Annotated in this window: 16 protein-coding genes; 5 read left to right on the top strand and 11 right to left on the bottom strand. The window is 67.1% G+C overall.

Features of this window, described 5'->3' with window-relative positions; genetic code table 11:
• Positions 1 to 23 precede the first annotated feature (23 nt).
• Positions 24 to 281 carry an acyl carrier protein gene (locus tag ACFE6Z_RS13485; RefSeq protein ID WP_375386208.1) on the top strand — a complete coding sequence of 86 codons (258 nt, stop codon included), beginning with the start codon at positions 24 to 26 and terminating at the stop codon, positions 279 to 281.
• 3 nt (positions 282 to 284) lie between these two features.
• Complete coding sequence (locus ACFE6Z_RS13480) at positions 285 to 2,015, top strand: hypothetical protein (RefSeq protein WP_375386207.1); 1,731 nt, start codon at positions 285 to 287, stop codon at positions 2,013 to 2,015.
• Positions 2,016 to 2,017: 2 nt separating this feature from the next.
• Here ACFE6Z_RS13480 and ACFE6Z_RS13475 read toward each other — a convergent pair whose 3' ends face one another.
• From ACFE6Z_RS13475 to ACFE6Z_RS13460, 4 genes are read right to left on the bottom strand one after another with little or no spacing between them, the layout of a single operon-like run.
• Positions 2,018 to 3,217 (bottom strand): glycosyltransferase family 4 protein, encoded by a 1,200-nt coding sequence (locus tag ACFE6Z_RS13475; protein ID WP_375386206.1) that lies wholly within the window; start codon positions 3,215 to 3,217, stop codon positions 2,018 to 2,020.
• 15 nt (positions 3,218 to 3,232) lie between these two features.
• Entirely contained in the window at positions 3,233 to 4,132 is a 900-nt protein-coding gene (locus tag ACFE6Z_RS13470) for a glycosyltransferase family 2 protein (RefSeq protein ID WP_375386205.1), read from the bottom strand.
• A 5-nt stretch (positions 4,133 to 4,137) separates the two neighbouring features.
• Positions 4,138 to 5,451, bottom strand: a complete 1,314-nt coding sequence (locus ACFE6Z_RS13465; protein ID WP_375386204.1) for an O-antigen ligase family protein — start codon at positions 5,449 to 5,451, stop codon at positions 4,138 to 4,140.
• Positions 5,448 to 6,170, bottom strand: coding sequence for a hypothetical protein (locus tag ACFE6Z_RS13460; RefSeq protein WP_375386203.1), 723 nt, complete (start codon positions 6,168 to 6,170; stop codon positions 5,448 to 5,450). Before ACFE6Z_RS13460 ends, ACFE6Z_RS13465 begins: the two co-directional genes overlap by 4 nt.
• Before the next feature lie 67 nt (positions 6,171 to 6,237).
• On the opposite strand from ACFE6Z_RS13460, the gene ACFE6Z_RS13455 reads away from it, so the two are divergent.
• Complete coding sequence (locus ACFE6Z_RS13455) at positions 6,238 to 6,939, top strand: hypothetical protein (RefSeq protein WP_375386202.1); 702 nt, start codon at positions 6,238 to 6,240, stop codon at positions 6,937 to 6,939.
• Positions 6,940 to 7,044: 105 nt separating this feature from the next.
• On the opposite strand, the gene ACFE6Z_RS13450 is transcribed toward ACFE6Z_RS13455, so the two are convergent.
• Entirely contained in the window at positions 7,045 to 8,628 is a 1,584-nt protein-coding gene (locus tag ACFE6Z_RS13450; protein WP_375386201.1) for a DUF4082 domain-containing protein, read from the bottom strand.
• A gap of 228 nt (positions 8,629 to 8,856) precedes the next feature.
• On the opposite strand from ACFE6Z_RS13450, the gene ACFE6Z_RS13445 reads away from it, so the two are divergent.
• On the top strand, positions 8,857 to 9,285 hold the full coding sequence (locus ACFE6Z_RS13445; protein ID WP_375386200.1) for a VanZ family protein: 429 nt from the start codon (positions 8,857 to 8,859) through the stop codon (positions 9,283 to 9,285).
• A gap of 4 nt (positions 9,286 to 9,289) precedes the next feature.
• Here ACFE6Z_RS13445 and ACFE6Z_RS13440 read toward each other — a convergent pair whose 3' ends face one another.
• From ACFE6Z_RS13440 to ACFE6Z_RS13430, 3 genes are read right to left on the bottom strand one after another with little or no spacing between them, the layout of a single operon-like run.
• Complete coding sequence (locus ACFE6Z_RS13440; RefSeq protein ID WP_375386199.1) at positions 9,290 to 10,309, bottom strand: hypothetical protein; 1,020 nt, start codon at positions 10,307 to 10,309, stop codon at positions 9,290 to 9,292.
• Positions 10,306 to 11,646: an MFS transporter gene (locus ACFE6Z_RS13435; protein WP_375386198.1), complete on the bottom strand. Its 1,341-nt coding sequence runs from the start codon at positions 11,644 to 11,646 to the stop codon at positions 10,306 to 10,308. Before ACFE6Z_RS13435 ends, ACFE6Z_RS13440 begins: the two co-directional genes overlap by 4 nt.
• 1 nt (position 11,647) lies before the next feature.
• Entirely contained in the window at positions 11,648 to 12,334 is a 687-nt protein-coding gene (locus ACFE6Z_RS13430; protein WP_375386197.1) for a hypothetical protein, read from the bottom strand.
• A gap of 98 nt (positions 12,335 to 12,432) precedes the next feature.
• Between ACFE6Z_RS13430 and ACFE6Z_RS13425 the strand changes: the two genes are divergently transcribed.
• Positions 12,433 to 13,299 (top strand): hypothetical protein, encoded by an 867-nt coding sequence (locus ACFE6Z_RS13425; protein ID WP_375386196.1) that lies wholly within the window; start codon positions 12,433 to 12,435, stop codon positions 13,297 to 13,299.
• Positions 13,300 to 13,314: 15 nt separating this feature from the next.
• Here the strand turns inward: ACFE6Z_RS13425 and ACFE6Z_RS13420 are convergent, their stop codons facing one another.
• Genes ACFE6Z_RS13420 through ACFE6Z_RS13410 form a run of 3 tightly spaced genes read right to left on the bottom strand, consistent with a single transcriptional unit; the run spans position 13,315 to position 16,334 of the window.
• Complete coding sequence (locus tag ACFE6Z_RS13420; RefSeq protein WP_375386195.1) at positions 13,315 to 13,968, bottom strand: polysaccharide deacetylase family protein; 654 nt, start codon at positions 13,966 to 13,968, stop codon at positions 13,315 to 13,317.
• Complete coding sequence (locus ACFE6Z_RS13415) at positions 13,965 to 14,876, bottom strand: glycosyltransferase (RefSeq protein WP_375386194.1); 912 nt, start codon at positions 14,874 to 14,876, stop codon at positions 13,965 to 13,967. The genes ACFE6Z_RS13420 and ACFE6Z_RS13415 overlap by 4 nt, the downstream gene beginning before the upstream one ends.
• An 18-nt stretch (positions 14,877 to 14,894) precedes the next feature.
• The gene (locus tag ACFE6Z_RS13410; protein WP_375386193.1) at positions 14,895 to 16,334 is read right to left on the bottom strand and encodes a glycosyltransferase family 4 protein; all 1,440 of its coding nucleotides are present in this window, start codon (positions 16,332 to 16,334) and stop codon (positions 14,895 to 14,897) included.
• Between the last annotated feature and the right edge of the window lie 155 nt (positions 16,335 to 16,489).

The raw sequence follows: 16,489 nt of genomic DNA, 5'->3' as shown, positions 1-16,489 counted from the left end.
CTACGACTATCCAAGGAGACACCATGACCGACAGCCTGGACGCCGTGCGCGGCGTGCTCGTCGAGACCCTCGAGCTCTCGCAGAAGCCCGCTGACCTCACTCCCGACACTGCGCTCTTCGGCGCCCTCCCGGAGCTGGACTCTTTCGGGGTGGTGCAGCTCGTGGCGGCGATCGAGGAGCGCTTCGACATCACGATCGACGACGACGAGTTCGGCGCCGAGCTGTTCGAAACGGTCGGCACGCTCACCGCATTCGTCAACGAGAAGCTCGCCTCGGTCTGACCCATGCTCCCCAGCGCGCCGCTGCCGGGTTTCCTCGCCACGACCGGCGAGGTCCGAACGGCTAACCCTCTCATCGATGGCGTGCACGCCGCGACCTACGGTGACGTACGGCTGTCGCAGTGGGGCCTTGCAGCTCCGGATTCCGCGGAGAATCCCGTGTTGATCGCCTCGCGCGTCGTGCGCCGCGCCACCGGACAGGTTCGATCCGGCGAGGTCGCGCGACAGATGCGCGTCGATGCTCGATCGCTGCGCGATATGCTCCCGCCGTTCGCTGCGGTCGCTGCCGGTACGACCGGCGTGCAGATGGTGGCCGACTCGATGGGATTCGGGCAGCTGTTCCACACCGATGCCGGGCACAGCGGCGCATCGGCGATGTCCTCCTCCGCGCTGATGATAGGCCGCGTCGCCGGACTCGGTCTCGACGAGACGGCCGTCGGTGTGCAGTCGCTTCTCGGATGGCAGCTCGGTCAGCGCACTCTTTTCGCAGGCCTGAGCAAGCTCGCGCCGGGCGCGGTAGCGTCACTAGACGCGCACGGCGTCTCGATTCTGGAGGACTCTCAGGCCGCCGCTTCAGCGATCACGCGCCGAGCCGCGGTGGTCGCCGCCGCGACTCTCCTGCGGACGGCGCTAGAGGCGCTTCTAGACGATCACCCCGACGCCGTGCTTCAGCTCACAGGAGGAATGGATTCGCGCCTCCTGCTCAGCGCCATCCCCGAGGCGCGCCGCCGCGGGCTGCGCGCGATGACGCTCGACGTGGAAGGCAAAGGTGACGTCGCAATCGCACGTCAGCTGTCGCGGCGGTACGGCGTGCGTCACGATGTGCGGGGCCTGCTGGAGGTCGGTGCGACCACACCGGAGCAGGCGTGGGCTTTGTGCCGTGCCGAGGCGAGCCGACTCGATGCGATGTCGGACCCGGTGGCTCTGGCAGCTCAGCGCATCGCCGAGCGTGCCTTCGATCAAGGTGTGCGGATCTCGGGGCTCGGCGGCGAGATCGCACGAGGTTTTTACTACGTCGGCCGCGTTGCCGATAGGTCGTACACGCGAGCGGACGCCGCACGACTGGCGTCTTGGCGGATGTTCGTCAACGATGCCGTCGAACCGGGGCTTCTGCGTGAGGAGTTCGGCGCATGGGCGCGTGAGCGCGCGATAGATGAGGTGCATGCCGCACTCTTGGCTGGCGGGCCGGAATGGTTTCGGGCGACTGACGAGCTCTACCTGCGCCATCGTATGCAGCGGTGGGCTGGCGCAACGGACGGTGCGGTCGCCAACGATCGTGTGGTGATAAACCCGATGCTGGACCACGGTTTTCTGGCACTGGCCGCCCGCCTTCGGCCGCGGGACAAGGTCGGCTCTCGATTCTTGGCCGAGCTGCAGATGGAGCTTGACCCGGAGCTGGGCAGAGTGCCTCTGGACGGCAGGCCGGCGCCGGCCGCGTACGCCCACCCCTCCGCTTGGCAGCCGCTGACTCAAGCGATCGGTACCGGTCAACGCGTTGCGCGCAAGGCCCTTCAACGCGTGCGTCGGGGTAATCGTCCCCCAGCCGGAGGCGAGGTGATGGCGGCGAAGGTTGTAGAGCACTGGCGCGCAGAGCCTCGTATTGTCGCGGAATTGGCCTCCGTGCCGTTCGTCCGGGAGGAATGGGTCACCGGGATGCTGTCCGGGCAGATCAATCCGCGTCCTAGTTCTGTCGCGTTCGTGACGAACCTGCTCGTAACGACAGGCGCCGACGAGTAGCGTCAGCGCGCGATCTCGTCGTAAAGGCGGGCCATGCGTTCGACGCGCTGAGGCCATAGGTGAGTGGCTAGAGCTCGTACCCGTCCGGCCTCGCCCATGGCCAGTCGTCGATCGCGGTCCTCCACCAGAGAGCGTACGGCGGCCGCACAATCGGCTGCCAGCTGCGCAGGTGACTCCGCGGGGAGCAGGATGGCACAACTCTCGTCGACGTTTGCGCCGGGGCCACCGCGTCGGCAGACGATCACCGGCAGCCCCCAGGACATGGCCTCCAGACTCACGTTTCCGCCGGGTTCGCGATAGCTCGGGAATACGAAAATGTCGGCGCGCTCGTAGAATTCGTCCACGACGGCGCGTGGCATACTTCCGTGCAGGGTAACCCGGGCTTCTAGGCCGAGCTCGGCGACGAGAATTTCGCACGCTTCGCGGTCGGGGCCATCGCCGATGGCGTCGAGGACGATATCCAGATCTCGGAGACCGCCCACCGCACGAATCACATCGCGAAGACCTTTTGTACGCACGGTGCGGCCGACGTGCAGCAGCCGGATGGGCCCGGTGCGGGCGGAGCGGTCCACGGGCTCATGCACGACCGTGACGGCCGTCTCGCTCATGATCTCGAATCGACGCACCGGCACCTCAGCGAGGAAATCCCGAACGTAGTCGGCTACACCGACCACGACATCGGCCGACTGGTACGTGCGCCGCAGCAATCGATCGTGCCGCATCCTCCAGGCATCCATCGCCCGAAGACGCTGCCACCACGGTGTTGCGCCCTCCTCCGAGGCGAACGCCACGGGGGACTCAAGGCTCCCGCCGACAGGCCCGATCACGAGGGGGATGCCCAACCCAACGGCCGGTGATGGGTAACGCATCGCGACCGGAACGACCTGATGCGCTACCTCGAACCGCTCGCCCGCGCGCTGGCGGCGCCGAATCCACCGTCGCGCGTTCACGTAGAACGGCACGTACCCAGGTTGCAGGAGACTGTTGAGCCGCTCGAACCTACCTACACCGGGCGGCTCCTGCCATTCCACCACCCGCGCGCCAGGTAACTGCTGCCTCATCGGGGTATGGCCGCGCTTATATGTCGTGAGCAGAGTCAGGTCGTAGCGTTCGGACAGCCGCTTCGCCCACTGCGCGGCGACCCAGGCCTCACCCACGTCCTCGCCATCACACGCGGGCGCGATCATCAGGACGCTCTTCACGGACGGGCTCCTGACTCAGGACGGAAGGATGCTGTGGCTGGCGTTGAGGAGCGGCGGCCGAGTCGACGGGCGAATGAGGGCGCGTAGGGTCGACCAGGACTTGCGGTGGCCGAGTAGTGCCCGGCGAAGCTCGCTGAGCACGGTGAAGGCGTAGTACAGCGCCGCCCGGAGAGTCCCTGTGCGGCGTCGATAGAGGCGGATGCGGTTGATCTGCTTCATCGTGTGCGTCGTCGCGCTCTCACCCGAGCCTCCGCCCACGTGCATGGCGCCTGCATAGGGGGTGTAGAACGTGCTCCATCCCGCGTCCTTCGCTCGGAGACTGAAGTCGGTTTCCTCGGAGTACAAGAAGTAGGACTCGTCCATTCCGTTCAGTGTTGAGTACAACCCGGCATCGATGAGCAGGATGGCACCTACGGCCCATTCGACCTCGTGTTCGGCGGCGTAGGCGGCGGGATCCTCGATGCGCTCTGTGAAGACCGGCCATCCGGTGAAGCTGAGGCCGCCCACTCGGCCCATGGTGGGGCCGCGGCGAAGAGTCGGCGAGAGCGTTGCGTCTGCTTCGCGCACGCGCGGAGCCACGATCCCCACCCCCGGCCGGTCGAGTGTCCGCTGCATGGCCGGCACGGCGTCGGCGTCCAGAGTCGCGTCGGGATTGAGAATGAGGATGCTGGCTGCCGATGGAGACTCCGCCACCGCACGGTTCATTCCCCCCGCGTAGCCCACGTTGCTCGAGCGCACCACGACGCAATCTGTTCGTTGCTCGAGGAGAGCGAGGGTACCGTCGCTTGAGCCGTTGTCGACCACGACGATCGAGTAGGACAGATCTCCCATCGCCGCCGGAATGCTGTCCAGCAAGCCCGCGATGTGGTCTTCACTGTTGTACGTCACAACGACGGCGGCGACTTGTACAAGCACGGGACTCATTCTAGGAGAGCCACAACCTCGGACCTGCTGTGTTCTATTTTTCGTAGTGCGCCGGCCATTCCCAGGATGAGAAAGAGAGTTCCCATCGTCATCGGGAAGGCGAATGCGTCGAACATGAACAAGCAGGTGAAGCCGGCGCACACCGCTGCGGCGATGGCCATCGCCAGATCACGAGTGCCCTCGTCGCGCGCACGCACTCGCAACCTCAGCATGGATGTGGCGGTCGTGATGCCGAGCGCCAGAAATGCCGCAGTGCCGACCACTCCGATCGTCACCATCATCAGCAAATACTGATTGTCGAAGATGCGGTACTTCGGCAGGAACGTGCCCAAACCCCGACCGAAGAGGGGATTCTGCTGAATGAACTCCCAGGCCAGCGAGAAGCTGTCGGTGCGGGAGGAGATGCTGGGGTCGTCGCTGACACCCGTAAACAGGCCGACGATGGAGTTGAGGAAGTTCGGTGCGATGATCATCATGGCCAAGCCCCCGGCCACGCCGAATCCCAGCACGGCCACCCGCCGGTTGCGGCTCCAGCCGACCATACATATCACCAGGGCGACGAGTGCACCGAGGTACGCAGACCGCGAAGAGGTGAGCGGGATGATCGTCACCACGGCCACCGCGGGGAGCCAGCGCAGGATTGGTCCCCGCTGAGTGTGGTAGAAACCGACGTGCAGTGTGATCGGCAACAGCATCGCCAGCAGCACCCCGTACTCAATGGGGTGGATGGATGTCCCAGCGGGGCGCGGATATCCTCCTCGCGTCACCAGACCGTATGCCGGAGCGCTCGTCAGGCCTGGGATGGACAGCTGATCCACCCACAGCTGTCGAGTGGCGACCTGGATCAGCCCCAGCAGGGCGATGATTCCGCCGCACACCGCGAATCGCCAGATGAGCGTTTCCAGACGCGACCGCGAATGGACAGCGTCATGAGTGAGTAGCAACGTCCCCGACCATGCGGCGAGAGCGAGGAACGCGACATCCGCCGGGCTCACCTCATCGGGACTCGTGGGGCTTGACATAGCCAGGACGTAACTGATTCCCACGCACACCAGCAGTACCCCGAGCGCGATGCGCACCGGCTGGGAGTCTACGGTTCGGCTACGGGAGGCTCCGAGGAACGTGAGCAGCCAGAAGAGGAGACTACCCAGCCCGAATAGCATCGACGGCGCGCCCGCGCTGCCGAGTGGCCCGAAGATTAATCGCGAGGGGATGAACAGGAGGAGGGCGATGTAGATCGTCAACCACCCCACGGCATCGGCCGGAATCGTGTTCCGGATCTTGCCCAGCTGCGGGATGGCGACGGTCACCTCGGGCGCCCACCTCGGGCGGAGATCGGGGGGGTCGTTTCCGCATGCGGGCGTCCGCCCGTCTCTGGAATACGAACCTGGTCTACCGTGGTCTCAGCCCGCTCGTCGGAGGCGCTGCGTCGAATCGTGCGGCGGCGCAAGAGACCGTCGAGGGAGAAGGCCACGATGCCGGTGAGGACAATCCCCAACACTCCGGCGGCGATCACGCTGCGGATCGTCGCGGAGTTGTCCTTTTTGGCCTGGCTGTCAATCGTGAGTGTCATCGATCCGATCATCGCGTTGGACGGTGTCGCGACGTCCGATTGGAGACGTTCGAGCTCCTGCGGGATCCGGTCCGCGACGTAGTCCAAAACGCTCAGAGTCGTCTGGTCGGAGGCATCCGTGACATCTATGGCGATCACCGGGCCGCGCGTGGAGTCATCGATACCGACGGTGAACTTCGCCGTCTCCGATTGCTGCTTGACCTCATCCCGAGCCGAAGCGCTACCGAAGTAGGCCACCACGATCCCTGCCGGCTGTTCGAGCCCGCTGAGCTCGAGAAATGGGTTTCCTCCCGCACCCACTGCGGTCTGGGAGGGCAGCAAGAGGATGAGCGCGCGCGCCGTATATTGAGGGGGACTCACAACGTAGGCGCCGTAGACCAGCCCCGCCGTCGCGAGAGCGCCTATCACCAGCACGTACCACCGTCGTCCGAGCGCGCGAATCACATCGAGCAGCACACATCCCCCGTTTCGTCCGCACAGGTGTTCCTGGCGCAGACGGGTTTATTCTAGTAGCGGGGAACTTATGACTTTCTGGGAATTGATCCGGGCCGCCGGCCGGTTCTGGACCGTGCTCCTGGCCGGAGCCGTTCTGACCGCCGCGGTCGGCTATGCCGCCGTGAACGCCGATCCCGTGTACTTCACACGCACCGAGCTCGTCTTCCTCGCGCCAACGAGCCCGCTCTATCCCAACGCGCTTCGTACTCAGTCTGAAGACATCATTGACACGGCGGGCGTCATCGCCAAGCGGGTCTCCGGCCCGGGGCGCGTCACGAAATTCGCCTCGCCCGACGTCACCCTGGTGGGAATGGGTGTACGCGAAGGCTGGGCTCTGCGGTTGCCGGACACCGGTGGGCAGTGGGCGAGCAACTTCGCAACTCAGCGCCTTCTGCTGGATGTCGTCGGGCCGAGCCGTGACGCAGTCCGCGCGATTCAGGAAGACGTCATCTCGAGGGTGAGTGAAGAACTCGACTCGCTGCAGCGCGATGCGGGCGTCAACCCCGCGAACGACATCACCGTGATCACGGCACCCCAATCGACGGTGATCTACGCCGTGACCGGAAACAAAGTTCGCGCACTGACGATGACCGCCGCGATCGGCATCGGCGTTACTATTTCGGTGATCGTGGTCCTCGAATACCGCCGTCGTCGCCGCGCGATGTCGACTTCCGTGCCGCGCGACGAACAGTCGATCCGCCTCGGACGCGATCCTGTCACCGCAGGCTGAAAGCGGCATCGGCGAAACGCTGACAGCCGCGAAGGTCAAACGAGGGCCCCCCGGGAGCGATAGATATCGCCGCCCGAAGGGCCCTCTGTGCCGAAGAGGTTCGACCTAGTTGGACGCCTCGACCGCCTTTCCGTCGTTCCAAAGGTTATTCGTCCAAACGTTGCCCGGGGCGTTCGAATCGAAGGAGGTGATCGGACCCCAGATCCCGCACTTGCCGTTCGGGCCGCGCATGAAAACATTGTTCGTGAACTTGATGCTGTTCACGCCGACGGAGAACGGCTTTCCGGTCGTAGACCCTCCGTATGCGCAGTAACCCATCGATCCGTACGGGCCGCCGTCGATCAGGTTGTTGTCGATAGTGTTCTTCTGCACGATGGCGAAGTCACCGTAGCCGGTCAGACCCGCGGAGCAACCTGCATCGGGCGGTACGGGTGTCGCGTCGCAGGTGATGGTGTTGTGGCGGATGACCGAGTTCGATCCCATCCGGATCGCCGACTCATGGTCGATGCCGCGCTGGTCAGTGTATTGACCGTGCAGGTACGAGTCCTGCACGGTGCAGTCGGCCGCACAGTTCACAGATCGGCTGCCTCCGGTGACCTCCACGCGGGTGAGCGTGAAGTTGACGTCACCGACGCCGGTTCCAGCGGACTGCGGCATTCGCACCTCGCTGTCGGTCATCGTGAACGATCCGTTGAAGTAGTCGGGGTCGCTGTAAATGGTGCCGTTGAGAACGGAGTTCGTGATCGTCAGGTTCTTGGCGAGCACTCGCATGTCGCAGTTGATGATCTTGGAGTCGATCACGACGTTGTCGGTCTGGATCGTGCACGTACCGGTGTACGCGCTCAGCGTCTTGCTCGCAGGCACTCCGGTCGTGTCGGCGTTAGGAAAGCTCCGCCCGAGCACGATTGTGGATCCCGCCGCTGACGGTGGTGGAGTCGGGACAGCGGTGGGCTTCGGCGTGGGTGTCGCGGACGGAGTTGCCGTGGGCTTCGGCGTGGGTGTCGCGGACGGAGTTGCCGTGGGCTTCGGCGTGGGCGTCGCGGTGGGGGTGACGGTTGGTTTCGGCGTCGCGGACGGAGTGACCGTCGGCCTCGAAGACGGCGTCGCGGTGGGCGAGGGCACCCCAGTTCCGGGTCCGGCCGCCTGATAGACGATGTCAACCAGGTAATTCGAGCCAGCGTAGCTCGACCTGGGGAACGCAATCTTCGATCCGTACGTGTAGACCCCGGCACCACTCTTGAGGGTGAACCCGCTCTGGGAGCGGGTTTGTGTGAGATCCCGCTCGGTCACGGCGTAGCCGCCACGGGGGGCGTGGTATGAAACGACGTAGGTGGCCCCGGCGGTGAGCGGGACAGCGGTCGTGAGCGGAATCGTCCGCCACCCGACGGTCGAGCTCGGAGTGAAGTTCGCACGTGCCAATACGCGGCCGTCGCCAGACCAGAGGGTCGCAGCGGTGACGCCGTTCGCGCCCTTCCCCTGGTAGTACTGCAGAGCAGTGACCGATCCGCCTTTCTCGGGTGCGAAGCGAACACCGAGCTCGACGGACGAGGTGTCGGGGTCGACCGCGACCTTGGGAGCGAGGTTGTCGGCGAAGATGCCGGATGTGGTCGGCGCGGCGAGTGCGGGCGCGACAGCGAATCCCACCGCTGCGATCGAGACTGCGGTCGCCAAAGCGGCGATGAGCTTCATCCGATTACGATGGCGGGCACGGGAACGAGCGTGGAGCTCTCTGCGATTCATATCAATCCAGGGGGAGGCGAGCATTCGGGTCAATGGAAGTATCACCCAATCGTTGCGCTGCGATGCACGTAATGAGAGAAGCCTCACAGAGGATTCGCCGTCCGGTAATGTTCGTGCCACGAGGGTGAATGGTCATTTGGCACGTCAGAGTGGGCCGGCGGTTGATGGGTGGCGGGTGTGTCGGAACGCAGGTGGGTGCTCATCGGCCTGGGGGTCTACGGAGCGGTGATCATCGGGCTGCTCCTTGCGCCCGTGTCCGTCACCGGCATCCTGGATCTGCTCTCCAGTTGGGTCCGCAACGATCTCGGAGTCACGTCCTTCGGCTCGGGCTGGATCGAGTTCGCGGCCAACATCCTCATGTTCGTCCCCCTGGGTTTCCTGCTCACTCTCCTGCTGCCGAAGCCGTGGCAGGGCGTGCTGCTCGCCATCGCACTGTCGATCATGGCCGAGGTCGCGCAGATCGTCATCCCCTCGCGCCAGGCGAGCCTGCGCGACGTTCTGGCGAATGCCACGGGCGCGGCGATCGGCGCCGCGCTCGCCTTGCTGGTCGTACGCCGTCGCCGTCGACGGGCGGATGCCGCAGCATCCAGGTCTTCCGAGCGCTGAGGCGTCATCGCGTCCGCACCACCGACGGCGACCACGCGTGCTCGATGAAAACGCCAGGCGCGCCCGACCCGTCGGCGGCGAGCCGCCAGACGTCGGAGTCTCCTGGGACGCCGTCGCGCGGCATCCCGTAAAGGATCGTGCTGTCGTCGAGCCACTCGATCTGGTCGTCGACGCTACGTTCCTCGGGGAGCAGACTGACCACGCCCGTGGCGAGGTCGAGCACGGCGGGGGTCCAGTGCGTGGTGACGTCGGAGCCCGCGGTGACGCGCTTGAAGGCGATGCGCGTGCCATCCGGCGAGAGAGAAGGGCATTCGACACCCTCGGCCACGGACGTGAGGGTGCGCGCGGCGATATCGCCCTTCACGAGGTAGGTCTTGCCGCCGGTGCCGGCCGTCGCGTAGAAGGTCTTGTCGTCGACGAACGTGACCCCCCAGAGGTTGCGGTCGACAGGAGCGACCTGGGCGCCGTCGATGATGAGGGCGAACTCCTCGAGGTTGCCGATGCTGTCGCCGTTCGCACGTCGGATCACGGTCTCGGTCGAGAAGCCCACTGTCGCGTAGGCATGCCCGGTGACGAACGCTGTCGTCGACAGCAGCGAACCGTCGGGCGAGAATCGCGTGCGACTGGGGATGCCGGGGATCGGCCACTGCGCGCGCGCGGTGCCGTCGAGCCCGTACACGGTGCCGGTGTAGCTCGGCACGATGCCCCGCTCACTGCGGAGGCACACGAAGTCAGTGGGCGTCGCGTCCACCCGGTCGCACGCGGTCGTGGTGAGGGCGCGGGGGCCGGCGGGGTCGGTGAGCGGCACGCTCGCGACGAGGCCGTACCCCTCGCCGATCGCGGTGTTGCGGAAGGCGATGCTGTCGCTCGTGCCCCAGCCGGACGCAGCGCCGGTCTCGACTCCGCTGGGGGCGCTCGCGCGAGCCTGGTACTGGATCCACGCGTACGCCGCGACGCCGCCGACCACGATCAACGCGACAACTGCAAGTGCCGCGATCAGCAGCCACTTCGACCGGGCGGTCACGCGGTGAGTTCGCCGTGGGAGGCGAGGAACGGGCGCAGCAGAAGCGCGATGAGCGGGATCGCGAGGGCCAGCAGCACGCCGACGATGATCATCGCCGGGAGGGGGCCGACGGCGTACCAGAGGAGACCGAAGCCGACGGCCGAAGCGAACCGGGCGAGCGCCACGACGGTCTGCGCCGCGGCGATGCCCGTCCCGTGCGTCTCGGGCGTCGTGAGCTGCGCCGCGAGGGCCGACAGCACCCCGTCGGTAGAGGCATAGAAGGCGCCGAGGAACACCAGGCACAGGACGGTCGCGGCGACGTCGGCGAGAGGGAGTGTCGCGGTGACATAGGCAGCGACCAGTGCGACGTGCCCGAAGACGAACACCCGGGCCCGGCCGACCCGGTCGGCGAGGCGACCGAGCGGGATGGCGAAGGCGAGGAACGCGACGTTGGTCCCTACGTAGAGCAGGGGGAACCACTGAGCGGCGAAGTCGCTGCGCGCCTGCAGGAAGAGGTAGATGAAGCCGTCGCCGATCGTGAGGAGCCCGAGGATGCCTGCGGCGGCGAGCACGCGCCGCATCGGTCCGGTCGTGACGATCGCCCAATCGAACTTCTTGCGCGGCGCGATGGCCGGCGCCGCAGCAGTTGCATCTGAAGAAGCGGATGCCGCGGCATCCGCTTCATTCGTCTCAGTGGTCTCGCCGGCGCGGTCCGTCCGCACATTGGGCACGACGATGCCGAGGATGGCGACACCGAGCAGAGCGAACGCCAATGACGCGACGAAGATCACGTGGTAGCCGTCGGGGATGAGCAGCAGGATGAGGAACGCGATCAGGGGCCCCACGGCGGCCCCGATGTTGTCAAGCGTGCGGTGCACCCCGAACGAGGTGCCCAGGTTGTCTGACCGTGAGGTCGCGGTGATCAGCGCGTCGCGGGGGGCGGTACGCACGCCCTTCCCGATCCTGTCGGCGGTGATCACGGCGGTCAGCGCCACGAATCCGGAGGCGAACAGCAGACCGATGCGGGCGACGGCGGCCAGCCCGTAGCCGATGAATGCGATCCATTTGGGCTGGTGCACCCGATCCGACGCGTAGCCGCCCGCGATCCGCACGAGGGCGCTGATGCCCTGGTAGATGCCGTCGAGGAAGCCGAATGCGATGGTCCCGAGGCCGAGCACCCCCGTGATGTAGAGCGGGAGGATCGCCGCGACCGACTCCGACGAGATGTCGGTGAGCATCGACACGATGCCGAGCGTGACGACGGTGGACGAGACCGTGCGGATGCCGGGACGCGCGGGCTTGTCGCTGCCGATCCGGCTTTCCTCGGGTTCGGGCGTGTTGGACAGCGAGATGTACACGTCAGCTCGCTCGGAAGACGCCGAAGACGGTGTAGCGGGTGCCCGTTCCGCCCACGGTGGCCGACACGCTGAGCGACTCGAACGCGCCGGTGAAGCTGAGCGAACCATCTGCGGATGTGCCCGCGTCGGCCAATCCGAGAGCCGCCCACTGCTGGGCATAGTGGGCTCGCACCTCGTCGGGCGAGGCATCCGTGCGCCCGACGAGGGTGACCTGCATGACGGTGCCCTCCGTGGAGATGGCGCTCTGGAGGATGTCGGATGCCGGTGCGGGACCCATGATCTGCTCCGGGAATCCGTCGACCAGCGCGAAGTCCGCGGTCGCCGACGCGGGATACGGCGGCGCGATGAGCGGCGTCGCGGGCGCGGACGACGGCGGCGCGATCGGTGGCAGGGTCGTCTCGGGCGCAGCGGTCGGCGCGAGAACCTCGCTGCCGCTCGTGGGCGTCGCGCCGGGTACGGGACCTGCCGTGGTCGAGCCCGATGAACTTGAACCCGTAGCCGACCCCGATGTCGAACCCGGCCCCGCGTTCGACCCGTTCAGCAGTACGGCGAAGACGACGACGGCGATCGCCAGCAGCCCGAGCGCGCCGAAGATCACGCCGCGCATGGCGGGCGTCAACGCCGGCGACTTCCCGTCCTGTGCCGGCTCCACCCCGCGCCCTGTCGGCTCCGCCCCGTCCTGTGTCATGGCAGCCGCACCCCGTCTGTCACGCGCCCCCGCGCGCACCCTCGAACCCCAACGATACCCGCGCGGTCGCGGTGCGCCGTACCGTACGATACGGCGAGATGGACAGCGAAAAGGTGGAGCTGCGACCGATCCTCGAGGCCGACCGCGGCGACGCGGCCGCGTTCCTGCACGAGTGCCTGAACGACCGCGTATCGGTGGCGGACTGGATGCGGCTGCTCTCGCCGCCCTGGGCGGTCGAGGCGTCGAACAGCGGGTTCCAGCTGCGCGCGGGGGACCGCATCGTCGGCGTCTATGCCGCGGTATATTCCGAGCGCGAGATCGACGGCGAGCGGTTGCGGTTCTGCAACTTGGCCGCGTTCTGCGTGCTGGATGACCACCGCGCGCACAGCTTCCGGCTGCTGCGCGCGATCCTCGGGCAGCAGGGGTTCGAATTCACCGACCTCTCGCCCAGCGGCAACGTGGTCGCTCTCAACGAGCGGATGGGTTTCGAACGCCTCGATTCCCGTACGACGCTCGCTGTTAACATCCCCGCAGTCGGTGCGCGAGGCGTGTCGCTGTCCGGCGACCCCACCGTGCTTCGCGCGACGCTGACCGGAGCGGATGCCGCGATCTACCGCGATCATCGCGATGCCGCGGCCGCCAGGCATCTCGTCGTCGTGTCCGGCGACGAGTACGCGTACCTGGTGTTCCGCAAAGATCGACGCAAGCGCATCCCGGTGTTCGCAACCCCGCTGTATGCCGGAGGCAGCCGCGAGCTTCTGCAGTCCGCGTGGCCGCGTGTCGCGTCGCACCTGCTGCTGCGGCACGGCCTGCTCGCGACGCTCGCCGAGGAGCGGATCCTGGGGTTCGCCCCCCGCGCCGGCCGGCCACTCGTCTCGCCGCGCGCGAAGATGTTCCGCAGCAAGATCGTCTCCGCGGCATCGATCGACTATCTCTACAGCGAACTGACGTTGATGGAGTGGTGAGGCATCCACGGAGTGCTACCGGACGCGTTTGATGGCGCTCTTGATCGCGTTTCGCGCGTCCTGCATGCCGGGCTTGCGCGTGAGCAGCGCGCGGATCGACTCGCGCGAGTCGTCGGCGGTGACGCTGTAGCGCGCCTGGAACCACGCGTCGGCGCGCGCGGGGAAACGGTCGCTGGAGTAAACAGTCGAGTATCCGGCGCCCTTCAGTCGCTGGACCAGAAGCCTGTCGTAGCGACCGAGCGGGAGGGCGGCCTTGAGGACGCGAGCCCCACTCGCCTCGGACAGCACCGCGCGCGCATCGATGAGTTCGCGCCGGGCTTCATCGTTGTTCATCCCGCGCCACGGGATGTGCTCCCAGCCGTGGCTGCCGATGTCCATTCCTGCGCTGCGCAGCAACCGGAGGTCGGACGGACTGAGGCTGGCCGAGTCCTGCAGGCGCCCGGCGAGGGCGAAGAACGTCCCGCCGATGCCGCGCTCCTGCATGGCGGGAAGAGCCACCGCAACATCCGATACGTTGCCGTCGTCGAAGCTGACCCTGACGTCATCCCTTCCGGCGATCTCGTCGAGGATGCGCAGGAAGTGCGACTCGCGTACCCAGTAGCGCGCCTCGCCCTCCTCGCGCTCGCGGACGCATGTCCCGACGCCGTGGAAGCAGATATGGCGGATCATGCTGCGCTTCTCCGTGCAACCGTGGCGGCGCGCTCGCGTGTGCTGTCGTCCCTGCCCCAAGCTGCCTGCCCGCGGGGGGCGCGCCGTGCCCGGCGTGCGGCCACGAGCGTGATCGCCGCGTAGGCGATGGCGGCGGGCCAGAGCTTCGGCTGGGGAAGCGCGACGCGCAGCCACGCCCGGCGGTCGGCCGGGCGCACCGCCAGATCGATGTCGCCCGCCGCGGCGGCCGCGCGCATCTCGGCGTTGCCGCGGCGCACACGGACGAGTCGGTTGAGCAGCTCGCGGGTCGTGAATGGCGCCTCGACGACGACGGTGACCTCGTCGACCTGAGCCTTCTCGGACTCGTCGAACTGCGAGTCGAGGAAGAGGTCGTCGGCCACCATCGCGGGAAAGACGTCGAAGCGGCTGCGGCCCTCGGCCGAGACGACGATCAGGCCGCGTCCGAAGAGGCCGGCGCGGAACGCGGGCAGGCGCTCGTTGAGGGAGAAGTAGGCGCGCACCGGCCACTGACGCTCCGCGGTGTCGACCCGTCGAGCCGGGACGACGGCCAGCGCGGCGGGCTCGTCGGCGAGGCGTCGTACGAGGGCGGTCACACCGCCGTCGGGCACGATGATGTCGGCGTCGAGGTAGACGCGTGCCCCCGTCGGTGCGACAGCGTCGCCCGCGTTGAGCGCTCCCGCCTTACCCGGTTCCTCGCGATCGATCACGATCACGCCATACTCGGCTGCCACGTCGGCGGTGCGATCCGAGCATCCGTTCGCGACGACGATGATCTCGTCACCGCGTACGCCCTGCCCGAGTAGCGCGTCGAGGCAGGCTCCGATGACTCGCTCCTCATCGTGGGCGGCGATCACGAACGTGGGCCGCGCACGCACGTCGTGCGCGGTGTCCGCGGCAGCGGGAGACATCGTGGTGTGCGACACGGCTCAGTACGCGGCTTCCGTGCGGTCGACCGAACCCACGTGCGAAGACGCGCCCAGGGGCGATGCGACGCCGACGAGCTCGAGCTGTGCGTGATCGCGGGCGATGAGGTAGCTGTAGAACGAGCGCTCGTCGGCGAGGTCGACGTAGTGCCGCCCCTGCGCATCGACCTCGGGGAGGACGCGCGTGGTCGGGACGGCCGGCACATCGAGGTGGTGGCCGGTGAGCTCGTCGAAGACGGCGACGTAGGCCTCGGCCTGCGGACGCCAGTCCATCACCTCGGCGGCGCGCTTGCGGGCTGCGCGACCGAGCCGGGCGCGCAGCGCCGGGTCGTCGATCAGTCGTTCGACCTCGTCGACGAACGCCGAGAAGTCGCCGGCCGGCGCGTAGAGCACCGTGTTGTCACCCGACACCAGGGTCTCGGCGAGATCGAACGCGACGGAGGGCAGCGCGTAGGCCATGTACTCCATGGTCTTGTTCATGGTCGACACGTCGTTCAGGGGCGTCCTCGGGTCGGGGCACAGCCCGATGTCGCTGCGGCTCAGGTGCTCCGCCATCTGCACGCGGTCGACGCGGCCGGTGAAGGTGACGAAGTCGTCGAGGTGAAGCGCGGTAGCCTCCGCCTTGAGGCTCTCGAGGCAGTCTCCGAAGCCGAGCAGCGTAGCGGTGACATTCGTCCGGCCGCGCCGGTGGACCAGCTCGTCCACGACGTGCAGCACCTGGTCCACGCCGTCCTGCGGCCCCATGATGCCGACGTACACGAGGTTGACGGTGTCGGCCGGGCGGGGCTGCTCGGGATAGATCGGTCGCATCTGCTCGGTGTCGGGGCCGCTGCGGACGACGGTGACCTCACTCGCATCCCGGTCGCCGCGACGGACAGCGATCGCCTTGTACGACTCATTCGTCGAGACGATGCGGTCGGCCGTGCGGAAGGAGCGCCTCTCGAGCCACAGCAGCGCGCGGTACTCGAGCTTCTTGAGCAAGCCCTCGGGCTCACCGAAGCGCGAGCGGAACAGCTCGGGGTTCAGGTCGTGGTGATCGAAGACGAACTTCACGCCGGCCATCCGCCACAGCAGGGCGAGGAGCCAATAGGTGTCGGGCGGGTTGCAGGCCTGCATGACGTCGAAGCGACCGCTGCGACGGCGTACGGCGAGGCTGAGCCATGCGGTGCGCACCCAGCTGTACGCGAACTCCCACGCGAACCCGGCGAGACCCTCCGCCTCAGGGGCGGGCTTGTACTTGTAGATGTCGACGCCGTCGAGGTGCTGGAAGGCGGGGTCACCCGGCCCCAGTGGGCAGATGACGCTCACCTGGTAGCCGCGGGTCACCAGCGCCTGGCACTCCAGCCATACGCGGCGATCGAGCGGTACCGGAAGGTTCTGCACGATGATCAGGACGTGCGGGCGGCTGTGCGTAGACGAGTCGGGTTGGTCGCGGCGGGCCATGCTCATCCTCCTGTGCGTGTATGCGTCGTTCTGAACGGGCGAGCGGATGCTGTGCCGTTTCGATCTGTGGGGGGATCCACGGCCGCGGCGATCGACGCGGGACACGCCGTACCGATGGCGCCGCCGACACAAGTGGGGGGTATCGCGGCCGTGGA

The sequence above is a fragment of the uncultured Microbacterium sp. genome, from assembly GCF_964244775.1.
Lineage (GTDB): Bacteria > Actinomycetota > Actinomycetes > Actinomycetales > Microbacteriaceae > Microbacterium.
This window is presented reverse-complemented; position numbering and strand designations above follow the sequence as displayed.